General features: G+C 61.3%; 14 protein-coding genes and 3 tRNA genes. 4 read left to right on the top strand and 13 right to left on the bottom strand.

The window, feature by feature from the left end; translation table 11 throughout:
• Positions 1 to 80: 80 nt before the first annotated feature.
• Genes ACA068_RS11325 through aldA form a run of 4 tightly spaced genes read left to right on the top strand, consistent with a single transcriptional unit; the run spans position 81 to position 4,846 of the window.
• On the top strand, positions 81 to 1,376 hold the full coding sequence (locus ACA068_RS11325; protein ID WP_497309816.1) for an MFS transporter: 1,296 nt from the start codon (positions 81 to 83) through the stop codon (positions 1,374 to 1,376).
• 16 nt (positions 1,377 to 1,392) lie between these two features.
• Positions 1,393 to 2,577, top strand: a complete 1,185-nt coding sequence (gene rhmD / locus ACA068_RS11320) for an L-rhamnonate dehydratase (protein ID WP_497309814.1) — start codon at positions 1,393 to 1,395, stop codon at positions 2,575 to 2,577.
• 14 nt (positions 2,578 to 2,591) lie between these two features.
• Positions 2,592 to 3,392, top strand: coding sequence for an aldolase/citrate lyase family protein (locus ACA068_RS11315; RefSeq protein WP_497309812.1), 801 nt, complete (start codon positions 2,592 to 2,594; stop codon positions 3,390 to 3,392).
• 20 nt (positions 3,393 to 3,412) lie between these two features.
• Entirely contained in the window at positions 3,413 to 4,846 is a 1,434-nt protein-coding gene (aldA, locus tag ACA068_RS11310) for an aldehyde dehydrogenase (protein ID WP_497309810.1), read from the top strand.
• 118 nt (positions 4,847 to 4,964) lie between these two features.
• Here aldA and ACA068_RS11305 read toward each other — a convergent pair whose 3' ends face one another.
• From ACA068_RS11305 to accD, 13 genes are all read right to left on the bottom strand, one after another.
• Complete coding sequence (locus ACA068_RS11305) at positions 4,965 to 7,388, bottom strand: TonB-dependent siderophore receptor (RefSeq protein WP_497309808.1); 2,424 nt, start codon at positions 7,386 to 7,388, stop codon at positions 4,965 to 4,967.
• Positions 7,389 to 7,455: 67 nt separating this feature from the next.
• The gene (locus ACA068_RS11300; RefSeq protein WP_497309806.1) at positions 7,456 to 8,406 is read right to left on the bottom strand and encodes a FecR domain-containing protein; all 951 of its coding nucleotides are present in this window, start codon (positions 8,404 to 8,406) and stop codon (positions 7,456 to 7,458) included.
• The gene (locus ACA068_RS11295) at positions 8,403 to 8,912 is read right to left on the bottom strand and encodes a sigma-70 family RNA polymerase sigma factor (protein ID WP_497309805.1); all 510 of its coding nucleotides are present in this window, start codon (positions 8,910 to 8,912) and stop codon (positions 8,403 to 8,405) included. The genes ACA068_RS11300 and ACA068_RS11295 overlap by 4 nt, the downstream gene beginning before the upstream one ends.
• A gap of 249 nt (positions 8,913 to 9,161) precedes the next feature.
• Positions 9,162 to 9,238: transfer RNA gene (locus tag ACA068_RS11290), tRNA-Asp, on the bottom strand.
• A gap of 105 nt (positions 9,239 to 9,343) precedes the next feature.
• Positions 9,344 to 9,420, bottom strand: a tRNA-Asp gene (locus ACA068_RS11285).
• 55 nt (positions 9,421 to 9,475) lie between these two features.
• Positions 9,476 to 9,551, bottom strand: a tRNA-Val gene (locus ACA068_RS11280).
• Positions 9,552 to 9,733: 182 nt separating this feature from the next.
• The gene (locus ACA068_RS11275) at positions 9,734 to 10,510 is read right to left on the bottom strand and encodes an SDR family oxidoreductase (protein WP_497309803.1); all 777 of its coding nucleotides are present in this window, start codon (positions 10,508 to 10,510) and stop codon (positions 9,734 to 9,736) included.
• Positions 10,507 to 11,718, bottom strand: coding sequence for an O-succinylhomoserine sulfhydrylase (locus tag ACA068_RS11270; protein WP_497309801.1), 1,212 nt, complete (start codon positions 11,716 to 11,718; stop codon positions 10,507 to 10,509). Before ACA068_RS11270 ends, ACA068_RS11275 begins: the two co-directional genes overlap by 4 nt.
• Positions 11,719 to 11,889: 171 nt before the next feature.
• Positions 11,890 to 13,395: an amidophosphoribosyltransferase gene (gene purF / locus ACA068_RS11265; protein WP_123425738.1), complete on the bottom strand. Its 1,506-nt coding sequence runs from the start codon at positions 13,393 to 13,395 to the stop codon at positions 11,890 to 11,892.
• A 41-nt stretch (positions 13,396 to 13,436) separates the two neighbouring features.
• The gene (locus ACA068_RS11260; RefSeq protein WP_219095883.1) at positions 13,437 to 13,997 is read right to left on the bottom strand and encodes a CvpA family protein; all 561 of its coding nucleotides are present in this window, start codon (positions 13,995 to 13,997) and stop codon (positions 13,437 to 13,439) included.
• A 283-nt stretch (positions 13,998 to 14,280) separates the two neighbouring features.
• Complete coding sequence (locus ACA068_RS11255; protein ID WP_497309800.1) at positions 14,281 to 14,952, bottom strand: SPOR domain-containing protein; 672 nt, start codon at positions 14,950 to 14,952, stop codon at positions 14,281 to 14,283.
• Positions 14,936 to 16,243, bottom strand: a complete 1,308-nt coding sequence (folC, locus tag ACA068_RS11250) for a bifunctional tetrahydrofolate synthase/dihydrofolate synthase (protein WP_497309798.1) — start codon at positions 16,241 to 16,243, stop codon at positions 14,936 to 14,938. Before folC ends, ACA068_RS11255 begins: the two co-directional genes overlap by 17 nt.
• Positions 16,240 to 17,160, bottom strand: a complete 921-nt coding sequence (gene accD / locus ACA068_RS11245) for an acetyl-CoA carboxylase, carboxyltransferase subunit beta (RefSeq protein WP_038980081.1) — start codon at positions 17,158 to 17,160, stop codon at positions 16,240 to 16,242. The genes folC and accD overlap by 4 nt, the downstream gene beginning before the upstream one ends.
• Positions 17,161 to 17,199: the final 39 nt, after the last annotated feature.

Here is a 17,199-nt window from a genome sequence, read left to right as displayed (position 1 = left end):
AGATTCGATTTGTAACGCATCGATCCACGGCCGTACAGTCTTTCCCATAAGAACAAATGCCCTACCAAAGGAAAACTGCGATGAAGACTCTACCCGCGCCTCTGCTCGCCAAAATTTCCTGGCGGCTGCTCCCGTTTCTGCTGCTGATGTACATCATGGCCTTCCTCGACCGCGCCAACGTCGGGTTCGCCAAGCAAGCCTTTCAAGCTGACACCGGTATCGGTGACGCCGCCTTCGCCTTCGGCGCCGGGGTGTTCTTCGTCGGTTACGCGCTGCTTGAAGTGCCGAGCAATCTGATCCTGCACCGCGTCGGCGCCCGTCTGTGGATGTGTCGGATCATGGTCACCTGGGGCCTGGTCTCCGCCGCCATGGTCTTCGCCCACAACGAAACCACTTTCTACGTCCTGCGCTTTTTGCTGGGCGTAGCCGAAGCCGGTTTCTTCCCCGGGGTCATCCTCTACCTCACTTATTGGTTCCCCAGCGCCGCTCGCGGCAAAGCCATGGGCTTCTTTTACTTCGGCGCGCCGCTGGCGTTCATCTTCGGCAGCCCGTTGTCCGGCCTGCTGCTGGAAATGGATGGCTTTGCCGGTTTCCACGGCTGGCAGTGGCTGTTTGCGGTGGAAGGCTTGATGGCGACGGTGGTGGGCGTCTGGGCCTATTGGTATCTGGACAATCGCCCGGCCGACGCGAAGTGGCTGACGGTTGAAGAACGCCAGCAAGTGCAAGGCATCCTCGATCAAGAAGACAGCCACAAACAGAATCACGGCCGCAGCCTGCTTAACGTTCTGTGCCAACCCTCAGTCCTGTACTTGTGCCTGATTTATCTGCTGATTCAGGCCAGCGTCTACGGCGTGGTGTTCTATCTGCCCACCCAGGTCGGCGGACTACTGGGCACCAAAGTCGGGTTCATGGTCGGACTGGTCACGGCGATTCCATGGATCTGCGCGATAGTCGCGGCGTACCTGATCCCCGGCTACAGCGACCGCACCGGCGAACGTCGCCGCACCGCCTGCCTGACTTTGCTGATGTCGGCAGCCGGGATCGCCTGCTCGGTGACCTTCGCCAGCCCGTTCCTCGGCATCGTCGCCCTGTGCTTTGCCGCGTCCGGCTTCATCGCCGTGCAACCGGTGTTCTGGACCTTCCCTTCCAGCTACCTCGCCGGCAGTGCCGCTGCAGCCGGGATTGCGTTGATCAACTCCTTCGGCGCCCTCGGCGGCTTCATCGCCCCGGTCCTGAAAAACTGGGCCGAAGGCGCCTTCCATTCACCGGCCGCCGGTTTATACGTGCTGGCCGGCACCACCGTCATCGCCGCGTTGCTGGTGCTGGGCATCCGTTCACCCGTCCAGAAGCCTTCCAACACACCGGCCACCGTTTAACCTGAGGAGTCACACCATGGGCATTCCAACCATCAAACACGTCCGCGCCTTCACGTTGAGAGGCGGCGGCGCGGATTACCACGATCAGGCGGACGGCCACTGGATCGACGATCACATTGCTACGCCAATGAGCAAATACCCCGAGTACCGCCAGAGCCGCCGCACCTTCGGCATCAACGTGCTCGGGACCCTGGTGGTCGAGATCGAAGCCAGCGACGGCACGGTCGGTTTTGCCGTCACCACCGGTGGCGAGCCTGCCGCGTACATTGTCGAAAAACACTTGGCGCGTTTCCTCGAAGGCGCTCGGGTGACCGACATCGAGAAAATCTGGGACCAGATGTACCAATCGACCCTGTATTACGGCCGCAAAGGGATCGTGATCAACACGATCTCCGGCGTCGATCTGGCGTTGTGGGACTTGCTCGGCAAGATCCGCAAAGAGCCGGTGCATCAATTGCTCGGCGGTGCGGTGCGCGACGAGTTGCAGTTCTACGCCACCGGCGCCCGTCCGGACCTGGCGCAGAAAATGGGTTTCATAGGCGGCAAGATGCCCTTGCACCACGGCCCGGCCGAAGGCGAGGAAGGCCTGCGCAAGAACCTCGAAGAACTGGCGACCATGCGCGAACGGGTCGGCCCGGACTTCTGGCTGATGCTCGATTGCTGGATGAGCCTGGACCTCAACTACGCCACCAAGCTTGCGGTCGGCGCCCACGAATATGGCTTGAAATGGATCGAAGAAGCCCTGCCGCCGGACGATTACTGGGGTTACGCGGCCCTGCGCAATAACGTGCCCAAAGGCATGTTGGTGACCACCGGCGAACACGAAGCGACCCGATGGGGTTTCCGCATGCTCCTGGAAATGGGTTGCTGCGACATCATCCAGCCGGACGTCGGCTGGTGCGGCGGGATCACCGAACTGGTGAAGATTTCCGCCCTGGCCGACGCCCACAACACCCTGGTCATCCCACATGGATCGTCGGTCTACAGCTACCACTTCGTCGCCACCCGGCATAACAGCCCGTTCGCCGAGTTCCTGATGATGGCGCCAAAGGCCGACGAAGTGGTGCCCATGTTCCACCCGCAATTGCTTGGCGAACCGGTGCCGGTGAATGGCCGCATGCGCCTGTCGGCACTCGACCAGCCAGGTTTCGGCGTGACCCTCAACCCAAAATGCCAACTGCATCGGCCGTATAACCGCTGAGAAAGGACACCGCCATGAACATGCCTCACAACGCTTTCAAGGCCGCGTTGAAAAACCCGGCGACCCAGTACGGTATCTGGGCCGGTTTCGCCACCGGCTACGCCGCCGAAATCGTCGCCACCACCGGTTATGACTGGATGCTGATCGACGGTGAACACGCGCCAAACACTGTGCCCGGCGTACTCGCGCAATTGCAGGCGGTGGCGCCCTACTCCACGGCGCCAGTGGTGCGTGCGGTGACGGGCGATGCCAATCTGATCAAGCAACTGTTGGATATCGGTGCGCAGACGCTGATGATCCCGATGGTCGAAACCGCCGAACAAGCGGAGGCGCTCGTCCGCGCCATGCGTTACCCGCCCCATGGCATTCGCGGGGTCGGCGGCGGCTTGACCCGCGCCACGCGCTGGGACGGCGTGCCGGACTACCTGAACACCGCCCATGAGCAGTTGTGCCTGATTGTTCAGGTGGAATCGCGAATTGGCGTGGAAAACGTTGAAGCGATCGCCGCCGTCGATGGCGTCGACGCGGTGTTTATCGGCCCGGCGGATTTGTCTATCGGCCTCGGCCATGCCGGCAACCCGGGACATCCTGAAGTTCAGGAACGCATTCAGCACGCAGTGAAAGCAACGCTCGCAGCCGGCAAGGCTTGCGGCATCCTCGCGCCGAACGAAGAAGACGCGCGCCGCTATCAAAGCTGGGGCTGCCAGTTCATTGCCGTGGCCATCGACATCAGCCTGCTGCGCCAAAGCGCCACGGCCACCCTCGCCCGTTACCGCGCACCGGCCACCGAACACGCGCCGTCGCGCACTTACTGATCAGCCAAGGAGTCGCCCCAATGTCGTCCGTGCCTGTGTACGAAAACTTCATCAACGGCCAGTTCGTGGCCAGCGCTGCCCATCTCGATGTGATCAACCCGGCCACCGGTGTCGTGCTGTCGAAAGTCCCGGCCTCGACGGCCGAAGATGTCGACCGCGCCCTTGCCGCCGCGCGCGCCGCGCAAAAAGACTGGTCGCGCAAACCGGCGATTGAACGCGCCGGGCATCTGCGCCGGATCGCCGCCAAGCTGCGGGAGAACGTCCAGCACTTGGCACGCACCATCACGCTGGAACAAGGCAAGATCAGCAGTCTGGCGGAGGTCGAGGTCAACTTCACCGCTGATTACCTCGACTACATGGCCGAATGGGCCCGGCGTATCGAAGGCGAGATCATCACCAGCGACCGTCAGAACGAAAACATCTTTCTGTTTCGCAAACCACTGGGCGTGGTCGCCGGGATTCTGCCGTGGAACTTCCCGTTTTTCCTGATCGCCCGCAAGATGGCGCCGGCCCTGCTGACCGGCAATACCATCGTGATCAAACCCAGTGAAGAAACCCCGAACAACTGCTTCGAATTCGCCCGGCTTTTGGCCGAAACCGATCTGCCGCCCGGCGTATTCAACGTGGTCTGCGGCGATGGTCGAGTGGGCGCGGCGCTCAGTGCGCACAAGGGCGTGGACATGATCAGCTTCACCGGCAGCGTCGACACCGGTTCGAGAATCATGGCCGCCGCGGCACCGAACATCACCAAACTCAATCTGGAACTGGGCGGCAAGGCGCCGGCCATTGTGCTGGCGGATGCCGACCTTGATCTGGCAGTAAAAGCCATTCGCGATTCGCGGATCATCAACAGCGGCCAGGTGTGCAATTGCGCCGAGCGGGTGTACGTCGAACGCAAGGTCGCCGATCAGTTTATTGAACGCATCGCAGCGGCAATGAGCGCCACCCGCTACGGTGATCCGATTGCCCAGCCAGAGGTGGAAATGGGGCCGCTGATCAACCGTCAGGGCCTGGACAGCGTCAACCGCAAAGTACGCACAGCGTTGAGCCAGGGCGCGAGCCTGATCAGCGGAGGGCAGATTGCCGACCTACCGAACGGCTTTCACTTCCAGCCCACGGTATTGGCCGGTTGCAGCGCTGACATGGAAATCATGCGCGAAGAGATTTTCGGCCCGGTGCTGCCGATCCAGATTATCGACGACCTCGACGAAGCCATCGCCCTGGCCAACGATTGCGATTATGGCCTGACCTCGTCGATCTACACTCGCGACCTGAGTAAAACGATGCAGGCGATGCGCGAGCTGGATTTTGGCGAGACTTACGTCAACCGGGAGAACTTCGAGGCCATGCAGGGCTTTCATGCCGGGGTACGTAAATCCGGGATTGGTGGGGCGGATGGCAAGCATGGGTTGTATGAGTACACCCATACCCATGCGGTTTACTTGCAAGGCTGAGTCTTGCATTGAACCTGTGGCGAGGGAGCTTGCTCCCGTCTGGGTGCGAAGCACCCCCTAAGGGGCCTGCTGCGCAGTCCAGCGGGAGCAAGCTCCCTCGCCACAAGTTGCTCTGCGCTTAAAAGTCGACCGTTGCCGAAAGCAGGTAGGTCCGCGGCGTCGAAAGCGTCAACCCAGGCTCGCTGTCATCCGACGCACCGGCCGAACTCCAGTAGCGTTTGTCGGCCACGTTCTCGATGTTGGCGCGCAATGTGATGTTCTTTTCCTCGACCTTGAACGCGTAGCGTGCGCCCACGTCGAATCGCTCCCACGAGTCGATCTCCTTGTTGTTCGACTGATCCAGGTATTGCGAACTGGAATAGATGCCGCGGCTGGTGAGGGTCAGGCCCTGCACGGTCGGCACGTCCCACTCGGCGCCCAGGTTGACGTTGTATTTCGGCGTGGCCGGCGCCCGGTTGCCGTCGAAGGTGCCATTGGTGGTGCTGGTCAACTCGCTGTCGATGTACATGACACCGCCAAGCAGGCGGAAACCCTCGAGCGGTTCACCGAACACGCTCAGCTCCACACCCGTGTTCTCACGCTTGCCGTTCGGACCGAAGACCCGCGTTGTGGCGTTGGTCTCGTAGGCCGGCTGCTTGATCCGGAACACCGCCGCGGTGAGGGCAAACGCGCCAGCGTCATACTTGGCGCCGACCTCGACCTGGCGGCTGATGAACGGCGGGAAAATCTCGTCTTCGTTGATAGAGGTCGACGGCGCGATTTTGCCCTGGCTCAGGCCTTCCATGTAGTTGGCGTACAGCGACAGCTTATCGGTGGCCTTGAACAGGATGCCGCCCGAGGGTGAGACCTTTTCCTCGTCGTAGGCGGTGTCGCCTTTGACGTTATCCGACCAGTCGTCAACCTTCACCCGCTGCCAGCGCGCGCCGAGAGTCAGCAGCAGCCGGTCATCGAAGAACCCCAGGGTGTCGGACAACGCCACGCCGCTGAAGCGGTTTTCGGTATAGACCTTCGGATCCTGTCGCGTCGGCCTCACCGGCGTCGGTGTTTCCACGGGGTTGTAGAGGTTGCTGGGGGCCGCCGCGTAACGTGCGCCGCCATTCTCGAAGTCCATGTAGAAATAGCTGGCCGCCAGGTTGACCTCATGGCTCACCGGGCCGGTATGAAACCAGTTACGCACTCCAGCCGTGGCCGTCCGGACGTTTTCGTCGCGGGTGAAATCACGGGGTTGAACGCTGAAATCGCCCTTGTCGTTGGTGACCGCCACGGCATGCCGGAGGAAGTCATGATTGCTTTTACGCGCGCCCACACCGCCATACAACATGACGGAATCGCTGACATCGAATTCGCCGTTCACCGTGCCGAAGGTGTCGTTGGTGCTCGCCTTGCTCCACGGCTGCGCATAGTTGTTGCGCACATCACTGGCACGCGGAACCTGCGCGTTGGCGTTGACCTGCACGCGTTCCTGCGGCGCATCGGTATCACGCTCGGTGCGGCCGATGTCCGTCGAGAGACGCAGGCGTTCACCGCGAAAGTCCAGGCCCAGCACGGCCATCTCGCGGTCGACATTCTGCTGATCCCATTCGGTGTCGCCGGACTGCTTCACGCCGTTGAAGCGAATGCCGAATTTGTTGTCTTCACCAAAGCGCCGGCCGACATCCACGGCACCGCCGACCTGGCTGTCGGAAGCGTACATACCGGTAAACGAAGTGATGGGCTTGTCGGTGGCGCGCTTGGGCACCACATTGATCCCGCCACCCACGCTGCCCCGCGGCGAGATGCCGTTAATCAGCTGGCTCGGACCTTTGAGGACATCGACACGATCGGCCATCTCCATGTCGATCGTATAAGTCGGCAACACGCCGTAGAGACCGTTGTAGGCAACATCACTGTTGAACAGGCTGAGCCCGCGAATGGTGAACTGCTCGTAGCGCCCACCCGCCGGGTTGGTGGCGCGAACCGACGGATCGTTGGCGATCAGGTCGCCCAAGGTCCGCGCCTGTTGGTTCTTGACCACCTCGCTGGTGTAGGTGGTCATGCTGAACGGCGTTTCCATGAAATCCTTGGAGCCCAGCAAGCCTTGCGAACCGCGACGCGCGACCTGGCCGCCGGCATACGGATCGCCATCCACCGGGTCGATGGACCCGAGAATCGAGGTCGCGCCGAGTTGCAGACCGCTGCCTTCGGGTGCCGGGGTCAGGATGTAGGCCTGCTCGCCCACCGGTTGCAATTGCAGGCCGGAACCCTGCAACAGCCGGGCAAAGCCCTCCTCCACGGCGAATTCGCCGGACAGACCAGGGCTGTTACGACCGCTCACCAGCGCCGGGTCAACCGAAAGGTTGACGCCGGCCAGACCGGCAAAACGGGTCAGTGCTGCACTGAGGCTGCCTGCCGGCACCTGATAACTGCGTCGTGGCGCGTCTTCGGCCCAACCAGCGGTGATGAACAACGGACAGGCACTGAGGCTCAGCAACAGACTCAAGTGCATTAACGGGCGCAGGCGGGATGAAGCCAGACGCGGACTCGATGGGAACACTGCGGGCATTGAAGAAGCTCTCTTATTTCGTTCACTTGCCTTGAATGACAAGCGACGCGAAAAAAGGGGACACACTTCAAACACTATTTTTGCGCGGCAGCAGCGTGACCCAATAACGAGTACGCGAATGCACCTCCAGCGGCAAGCTGGCCGCCAGCAGCGCCAGGATACGATCAGTGTCTTCCAGGCGAAAACTGCCGGTGACGCGCAGGGATTCCAGTTCTGGCTCCCAGCGCAGCACGCCCGGGCGATAGGTGCTGAGTTCGCGCAAAAAATCCCCCAGCGGTTGGTTCTGTGCCATCAACACACCGTCTCGCCAGCCTGGAGCAAGCACGTCGAAGGGTTCCACAGCGCCGGCACCTGCCGCCTGAAGGCTGACTTGCTGGCCTGCGCGCAATGAAAAGACCGATCCGCGCAAAGGCTGCAACTGCACCGCGCCGTTGAGTACCGACACCCGGCAACCCGTCTGCCACTGGCGAACACACACTTCGCTTTGACTGACGACCACCTGGCCGAAGTGGGTCTGGATTGTCAGCGGCGACGTACCGGGGACTTTCAGGGCTATTTCGCCCTCCAAGAGCTTCATTAGCCGGGCGTTCAGATCGATATCGACGGCGCTCGCGGTGTTCATTTGCAGCGAGCTGCCATCGGCCAACCGGACCTTCTTGCCCTCCCCGGTCGCCGTCCTGAGGTCGGCGCCCCAGACATCCAAAGGCAACTGCCGACTGATCAGCCAAGCGGTCGGCACCAACGCCACCGCTCCCACGGCGCGCTTGAGCACCGTGCGCCGGCTCGGCTGCGGCCGATCCAGACTGGCCATCGCCAATGCTGACGGCAGGTCGGCGAAGCGTTGACGCAAGAGTTGCGCTTTCTGCCAGGCTTGTTCGTGGCTGCAATGGGTGTCGCGCCAACTCTGCAACTCGGCACGGTCCCGCTCATTGGCAGTACCCGACTCCATGAGCGCCAGCCATTGCGCGGCAGCCCGTATGACTTGGCTAGCGTCGGCCGACAGTGCGGAACGGCTCATAGCGCCACCAACAGGCAGTGCTCGTAGGCTTGGGCCATGTAGCGCTTGATCGTGCGCTCCGAGACTTGCAGGCGTTCGGCGATCGCCTGGTAACCCAGGCCTTCCAGTTGGCTCCAGAGAAACGCTCGTCGAACCGGGGTCGGCAACCCATCGAGCAATTCGTCGAGGGCCTGCAGGGTTTCCAGCAGGATCCAGCGCTGCTCGGGGGATGGCACGCAGTCTTCAGGCAGCAACGCCAGTGCATTGAGGTAAGCCTGTTCGAGGCTGCGGCGCTTGTAGAAGTTGGTCAGCAGCCGTTTGCCCACGGTCGCCAGGTAGGCGCGGGGCTCTTGCAGATCAGCAATGTGCTGGGAACTGGCGAGCACGCGCACAAACGTATCCTGGCTCAGGTCCGCGGCATCGTGACCATTGCTCATGCGCTGTCTCAACCAGCTTTCGAGCCAGCCGCGATGGTCGCGGTACAAGTCATGGAAGGTTTGCTCCTCCGGCATCGCTGCATCGCTCATGTCAAGAAGCCCTGTGCCAAGGAGTTATCGTAAATGAGAGTGATTCTAATTAATGTCGGACGTGTGAAGGAAGCCCTTTATGCATCGGCTGAGCAGAAAGGTTTGATTGGGGGGGCATGGAGGGAGGAAAAGCCAAATCGCAGACACAAAAAACCCCGGTCTTTCGACCAGGGTCTTTGCTATCGACTCGAAGATTGCCAGCGGCTTTCTTCGTAGCTCCAAGGCGTTCAGTGGGCCTTGGGGCAGATATGGCGCAGCGGACGGGACTCGAACCCGCGACCCCCGGCGTGACAGGCCGGTATTCTAACCGACTGAACTACCGCTGCGTATCGCTTTGAGCTGACGCTCAATTAACTCGTCTGATTGAAAGCTCCGAGACTTTTCAATCTCTCTTTCAATCTCGAATCAGGGCAAGCCTGACTCGGAAAATATGGCGCAGCGGACGGGACTCGAACCCGCGACCCCCGGCGTGACAGGCCGGTATTCTAACCGACTGAACTACCGCTGCGCGTCGGTGGAGGCTTTTAAAGGCTTCCATCTTGCTTTCGCAAGACTCTCGGATTTGGTGGGTGATGACGGGATCGAACCGCCGACATTCTGCTTGTAAGGCAGACGCTCTCCCAGCTGAGCTAATCACCCGTTTGCATCTCCGAGGCCGCGAAATTTACGCAGGTAGCGAACCTAAGTCAATAGCAGGATTGAAGTTTTTCTGAAAAAGACAGAATCGTGTCATTCGGCACCGGTGTTGCAAACCGTCAGGCCGCCTGCTCGCGAAGGCAGCGGCACACTCAACCTCAATGCCGAAGACAGCCCCTGCCCCGTTACTTGCTGTAAATCATCTTCTTGGTCATGCCGCCATCGACCACAAACTCCTGGCCCGTGACGAAACCGGCATTCTTCGACAGCAGCCACGCCACCATCGCCGCAACGTCTTCGACAGTCCCTACCCTGCCCGCCGGATGCTGGGCATGGTCGGCATCGGTCAGGGGTTCGGCACGCCGTGCCGCCGGGTCACGCGCATCGATCCAACCGGGGCTGACCGCGTTAACGCGAATTTCCGGCCCAAGGCTGATGGCCAACGCGTGAGTCAGGGCCAACAGGCCGCCCTTACTTGCCGCGTAAGCCTCTGTGTCCGGCTCGGACTGCCCGGCACGGGTCGAGGCCAGGTTGACGATCGCACCGCTGTGAGCGCGCAGATACGGTGCACAGTGTTTGGCCAACAGCATCGGCCCACTGAGATTGACCGCCAACACCCGGTTCCAGTAAGCCAGATCGAGGCTTTCCAGGGTGATGTTGTGTGGGTCGGCCACCGCTGCGTTACACACCAGCGCATCCAGGCGCCCGAATTGCCCCAGCACCTCGGCGACGCCCAGCGCCACTTGCCCCTCGTTCGAGACGTCCATGGCGATGAACCAGGCGTTTGCGCCCAGCACTTTAGTCACTTTCGAACCACGCTCTCGATCAAGGTCGGTCAGCACCACCTGCCAGCCTTCGCTGATCAGCCAGGCCGCGATCCCCAACCCGATGCCGCGAGCGGCACCGGTGACCAGTGCAACGCGGCCATGGGTGCCGGTACCCGGCGTCGCCAACTCGATCACAAGGCCGCCAACCCGCGTGCCAGATCGGCTTGCAGGTCAGCGACATCTTCCAGACCGACCGCGATGCGGATCAGGCTGTCACGAATGCCCGCCGCTTCACGTTCTTGCGGCGCCAGTCGGCCGTGGGAGGTGGTGCTCGGGTGCGTGATCGTGGTTTTGCTGTCGCCCAGGTTGGCGGTGATCGAAATCAGACGGGTCGCATCGATAAAGCGCCAGGCGCCCTCTTTACCACCCTTGACCTCGAAACTCACCACGGCACCGAAACCTTTCTGCTGGCGCAGGGCCAGCTCATGTTGCGGATGGCTCTTGAGGCCGGCGTAATGGACTTTCTCGATGCCGTCCTGCTGCTCCAGCCACTCGGCCAGTTGCTGAGCGTTGGCGCAATGCGCCTTCATGCGCAGGCTCAGGGTTTCGAGCCCCTTGAGGAAGATCCAGGCGTTGAACGGGCTCAGGGTCGGCCCGGCGGTGCGCAGAAAGCCCACCACTTCTTTCATCTGCTCACTGCGACCGGCGACAACGCCACCCATGCAACGGCCCTGGCCGTCGATGAACTTGGTCGCCGAGTGCACGACGATGTCCGCGCCCATCTTCAGCGGTTGCTGCAACGCAGGGGTGCAGAAGCAGTTGTCGACCACCAGCATCGCGCCTTTGGCGTGAGCGATTTTCGCCAGCTCGGCGATGTCCACCAGCTCTGCCAATGGATTGGACGGCGACTCGACGAACAGCAATTTGGTGTTGGCCTTGATCGCCGTGTCCCAGCCGGACAAGTCCGCCAAAGGCACGTAATCAACTTCGATGCCGAAGCGCTTGAAGTATTTTTCGAACAGGCTGATGGTCGAGCCGAACACGCTGCGCGACACCAATACGTGATCGCCGGCGCTGCACAGGCTCATGACCACTGCCATGATCGCCGCCATGCCGGTGGCCGTGGCTACCGCCTGCTCGGCGCTTTCCAGCGCGGCAATCCGCTCTTCGAACGCGCGCACGGTCGGGTTGGTGTAGCGCGAGTAAACGTTGCCCGGCACTTCACCGGCAAAGCGCGCGGCCGCGTCGGCGGCAGTACGGAATACGTAGCTGGAAGTGAAGAACATCGGATCACCGTGTTCGCCTTCCGGCGTGCGGTGCTGACCGGCGCGAACGGCCAGGGTATCGAACGCTACGCCTTCGAGGTCGCTGTCCAGCCGACCGGCATCCCAATCCTGACTCATGCTGTCACTCCTTGCCTTGCTCGGTAGTAGATACAAAACCGGCCTTGAGGCAGGACACCATTGTAGGAGCGAGGCTTGCCCGCGAAGGGGTCGTCACATTCAACATTATTGTTGCCTATGACACCGCCTTCGCGGGCAAGCCTCGCTCCTACAGTACAGGCCGGTTCTTACTCAGTTGTTATACAGATCGATGATCGCGCTGACTGCCTGCGTCTTGACCTTGGAGGCATCGTTACGGGCCTGCTCGATCTTGTTCAGGTAAGCCTCGTCGACGTCGCCGGTGACGTACTTGCCGTCAAACACCGCGCAATCGAAGTTTTCGATCTTGATCTTGCCGCCACCGACCGCTTCGATCAAGTCAGGCAAGTCCTGATAGATCAACCAGTCAGCGCCAATCAGATCAGCAACGTCCTGGGTCGAACGGTTGTGGGCGATCAGCTCGTGAGCGCTCGGCATGTCGATGCCGTAGACGTTCGGGTAGCGAACGGCCGGGGCTGCAGAGCAGAAGTAGACGTTTTTCGCGCCGGCTTCACGGGCCATCTGGATGATCTGCTTGCAGGTGGTGCCGCGAACGATCGAGTCGTCCACCAGCATCACGTTCTTGCCGCGGAATTCCAGTTCGATGGCGTTGAGCTTCTGGCGCACGGATTTTTTCCGCGCCGCCTGGCCCGGCATGATGAAGGTCCGGCCGATGTAGCGGTTCTTCACGAAGCCTTCGCGGAACTTGACGCCCAGGTGGTTCGCCAACTCCAGCGCTGCGGTGCGGCTGGTGTCCGGGATCGGGATGACCACGTCGATGTCGTGTTCCGGACGCTCGCGCAGGATCTTCTCGGCGAGTTTCTCACCCATGCGCAGACGGGCCTTGTAAACCGACACGCCGTCGATGATCGAGTCCGGACGCGCCAGGTAGACGTGTTCGAAGATGCACGGGGTCAGGGACGGGTTGGTCGCGCACTGACGGGTGTGCAGCTTGCCGTCTTCAGTGATGTAGACCGCTTCGCCCGGTGCCAGGTCGCGAATCAGGGTGAAACCGAGCACGTCCAGGGAGACGCTTTCAGAGGCGATCATGTACTCGACGCCTTCGTCGGTGTGACGCTGGCCGAAGACGATCGGGCGAATGCCGTGCGGGTCGCGGAAACCGACGATGCCGTAACCGGTCACCATCGCCACGACCGCATAACCACCGACGCAACGGTTGTGCACGTCAGTCACCGCGGCGAACACGTCTTCTTCGGTAGGCTGCAACTTGCCGCGCTGGGCCAGTTCGTGCGCGAACACGTTGAGCAGCACTTCCGAATCGGAGTTGGTGTTGACGTGGCGCAGGTCAGATTCGTAAATCTCCTTGGCCAGCTGTTCAACGTTGGTCAGATTACCGTTGTGCGCCAGGGTGATGCCGTAAGGCGAGTTGACGTAAAACGGTTGAGCTTCGGCCGAGGTCGAGCTGCCCGCGGTCGGGTAACGCACATGGCCAATGCCCATGTGACCGACCAGGCGCTGCATGTGACGCTGATGGAACACGTCACGCACCAGGCCATTGTCCTTGCGCAGGAATAACCGGCCATCATGGCTGGTCACGATACCGGCAGCGTCCTGGCCGCGGTGCTGGAGGACGGTTAGCGCGTCATACAGCGCCTGATTGACGTTCGACTTACCGACGATACCGACGATGCCACACATGCGACGCAACCCCTACTTAATGGATCTGAACTGAACACAACTCACTGAGGCGTTTTGGCCGTCGGCAAGAGGTGCTCCTTGAACGGTATCTCAGCGGGTACGCTGATACCGCTGGCAAGCCACTGACTGCTCCACCCGAGGATCAGGTTTTTGGACCAGTCTGCGACCAATAGAAATTTTGGCACGAGCTGTGACTGTTGCCACCACCCGTCCTGCTGTACCGGCCCCAGGCTCAACAGCCCGACCGCCACGACCACCAGCAGCACGCCACGTGCGGCGCCGAAGGCCATGCCGAGGAATCGATCGGTCCCGGACAACCCGGTGACGCGAACCAACTCGCCGATAAGATAATTGATCATTGCGCCCACGATTAAGGTGGCGACAAACATGATGGCACAGCCCGTGATCACACGAGCCGATGGCGTTTCGATGTATCCGGCGAGGTACTCGGACAATGAACCACCGAACATCCAGGCGACGACTCCTGCGATGATCCAGGTCACCAGCGATAATGCTTCTTTGACGAAGCCGCGGCTCAGACTGATCAATGCGGAGATGGCGACGATTGCAACGATCGCCCAGTCAACCCAGGTAAATGGCACAGTGCAGCCTACAGACGGATAAGGCGGCGCATTTTAGCAGAGCGCATGGCTGTCGGTAAGCTGCGATTGTCAGTGCATTTCAAATCGGGGCGATAGTTTTACGCCTATCGAAGCTGCACCCGCCCCTGTAGCAGCTGGCGAAGCCTGCGTCCGGCCGCGTAGCGGCCGTAAAATCAGACAATTCGGTCTATCCGGCACACCGTGCAAGCAGGGTTTGCGGCCGCTTCGCAGCCGGACGCAGCCTCGCGGGCTCGGCAGCTGCTACACGGCGCCGATTGATTCGTTAGTTGCGCTCAGGCTGGAAACGCACCACAAACCCCTTGAGGTTCTTCTGGCGGCCCAACAAGTCGCGCAGACGATCGGCTTCGGCGCGCTCGATCAGCGGTCCGACAAACACCCGATTCTTGCCATCGGCTGTGCGGATATAGGCGTTATAGCCCTCACTGCGCAGGGTTTTCTGCAGGCTTTCGGCACTTGCACGGCTCGACAGGCTGGCCAGTTGCACTGACCAACTGACCGACAGGCCATTGGCATCGACGCGGCTTTGAGTCGTGTCCGGTTTGCCCGGTGCAGCCGCAATTGGCTGGGCAGGCGGCGTAGTCGGTGTGGCAGGCTTGGCGACAGGTGCGGGAGCGACCGGCTTGGCAGCAGGAACAGGCACAGGCACCACTGGCGCACTCGGTGCAATCGGCGTGGACGGCGCGGCTTCTTGCTGAGCGATTTCATCATCACTCGGCACAGGTTCCTGAGGCAGCGCTTGTGGCTCGGGCACCACCACTGGCTCGACCTGCACTGGCGGCACCGAGGGTGCTTGCGGCGCAGCCGGCGCTTCGACCGTCACCTGACGCTGCTCATCCTGACGGGAAAACAGCATCGGCAGGAAAATAACCGCCAGCGCCACCAGAACCAGGGCGCCAACCATGCGCTGTTTGTATGCCTTATCCAGCAATGCCATTTGCCGCTTCCTCCGTGGAGCGCCGGGCCAGCCATTCAAGGGCCTCGGCGACACAATAAAATGATCCGAACAACAGAATCTCGTCGTCGCTCGTCGCCAGTGCGCACTGCCCTTCCAGGGCAGCGGCCACACTGTCATAGGACGTTACCGCAGCGCCAAGGTTCTGCAGCGCCGCCTGCAAATCGGCCACCGGGCGCGCACGTGGTGAATCCAGCGGCGCGACAGCCCATTGCTGGACACTAGCATTCAACTCACTGACAACACCATCCAGATCCTTGTCCGCCAACAATCCAAACACTGCCAGACGCTTGCCGACCGGCGGACGGCTGGCCAGACGGCGTGCCAGATACTCGGCCGCATGCGGGTTATGACCCACATCCAGCAACAAGTTCAGACGTTTGCCCTGCCAGTCGAACTGACGGCGATCAAGACGACCGACCACCCGCGTTGCTGTCAGCGCATTAACAACTTGCGTATCGACCCACGGCAAACCGAGCAACAAGTAAGCCTGCAAGGCCAGTGCGGCGTTTTCCATCGGCAGATCGAGCAACGGCAAATCGTGCAGCTCGACCACACGCCCTTGAGCGTCCACACCACGCCATTGCCAATGGTGATCGGTCACACCGAGGTCAAAATCGCGCCCACGCAGGAAGAACGGGCAATTGAGCTCGCGGGCTTTATCCAGCAGAGGTTGCGGAGGATTCAGGTCACCACAGAGCGCAGGCGCGCCCTGGCGGAAGATGCCGGCTTTCTCAAAGGCCACGGATTCGCGGGTATCGCCCAGGTAATCGGCGTGATCGACGCCAATACTGGTGACCAGCGCCATGTCGGCATCGACCACGTTGACCGTGTCCAGACGCCCGCCCAGGCCGACTTCCAGCACCACGGCATCGAGCCCTGCCTGTTGAAACAGCCAGAACGCCGCCAGGGTGCCCATTTCGAAGTACGTCAGGGAAGTATCGCCACGGCCCGCCTCGACCGCAGCAAAGGCTTCGCACAACTCGGCATCAGTCGCTTCGACGCCGTTGACCTGCACCCGTTCGTTGTAACGCAGCAGGTGAGGAGAATTGTAGACACCAACGCTCAGGCCCTGCGCCCGCAGCAACGAAGCCACGAATGCACAGGTAGATCCCTTGCCGTTGGTGCCGGTGACCGTGATCACCCGAGGCGCCGGCTTGCCCAGTCCCATGCGGGACGCTACCTGTTGCGAGCGCTCCAGGCCCATGTCGATGGCCGAAGGGTGCAACTGCTCAAGGTAGGCGAGCCACTCGCCAAGGGTACGTTCGGTCATAGGTTGGCAGGTACCGGTGGAACCACGATCGGCTCGATGGGTGCGGCAACGAATTTCGGCGTCGGCAGGCCCATCATTTGTGCCAGCAGGTTACCCAGGCGCGGACGCAGTTCCTGACGGTGAATAATCATGTCGATTGCACCGTGTTCCAACAGGAACTCGCTGCGCTGGAAGCCTTCCGGCAGCTTTTCACGCACGGTCTGTTCGATCACGCGTGGACCGGCGAAGCCGATCAGGGCTTTCGGCTCACCGACGATCACGTCGCCGAGCATGGCCAGACTGGCGGAAACGCCGCCGTAGACCGGATCGGTCAGCACGGAGATGAACGGAATGCCTTCTTCACGCAGACGCGCCAGTACCGCAGAAGTCTTGGCCATTTGCATCAGGGAGATCAGGGCTTCCTGCATCCGCGCACCACCGGAAGCGGCGAAGCAGATCATCGGGCAACGGTTTTCCAGCGCGTAGTTGGCGGCGCGGACAAAACGCTCACCCACGATGGCGCCCATCGAACCACCCATGAAGGAGAATTCGAAGGCCGACACCACCACCGGCATACCCAGCAGGGTACCGCTCATGGAGATCAGCGCGTCTTTTTCGCCGGTCTGCTTCTGGGCAGCGGTCAGGCGATCCTTGTACTTCTTGCCGTCGCGGAATTTCAGACGGTCAACCGGCTCCAGGTCCGCGCCCAGTTCGGCACGGCCATCGGCGTCGAGGAAGATGTCGATGCGCGCACGGGCGCCGATACGCATGTGGTGGTTGCACTTGGGGCAAACGTCCAGGGTCTTTTCCAGTTCCGGACGATACAGCACAGCCTCGCAAGACGGGCATTTGTGCCACAGACCTTCAGGCACCGAGCTCTTCTTGACCTCGGAACGCATGATCGAAGGGATCAGTTTGTCTACTAACCAGTTGCTCATGCTTTCTTTCTCCAGTACCGGCGGCCCGAACGCTCTGGT

This window comes from Pseudomonas sp. LBUM1660 (assembly GCF_059695935.1).
This window is presented reverse-complemented; position numbering and strand designations above follow the sequence as displayed.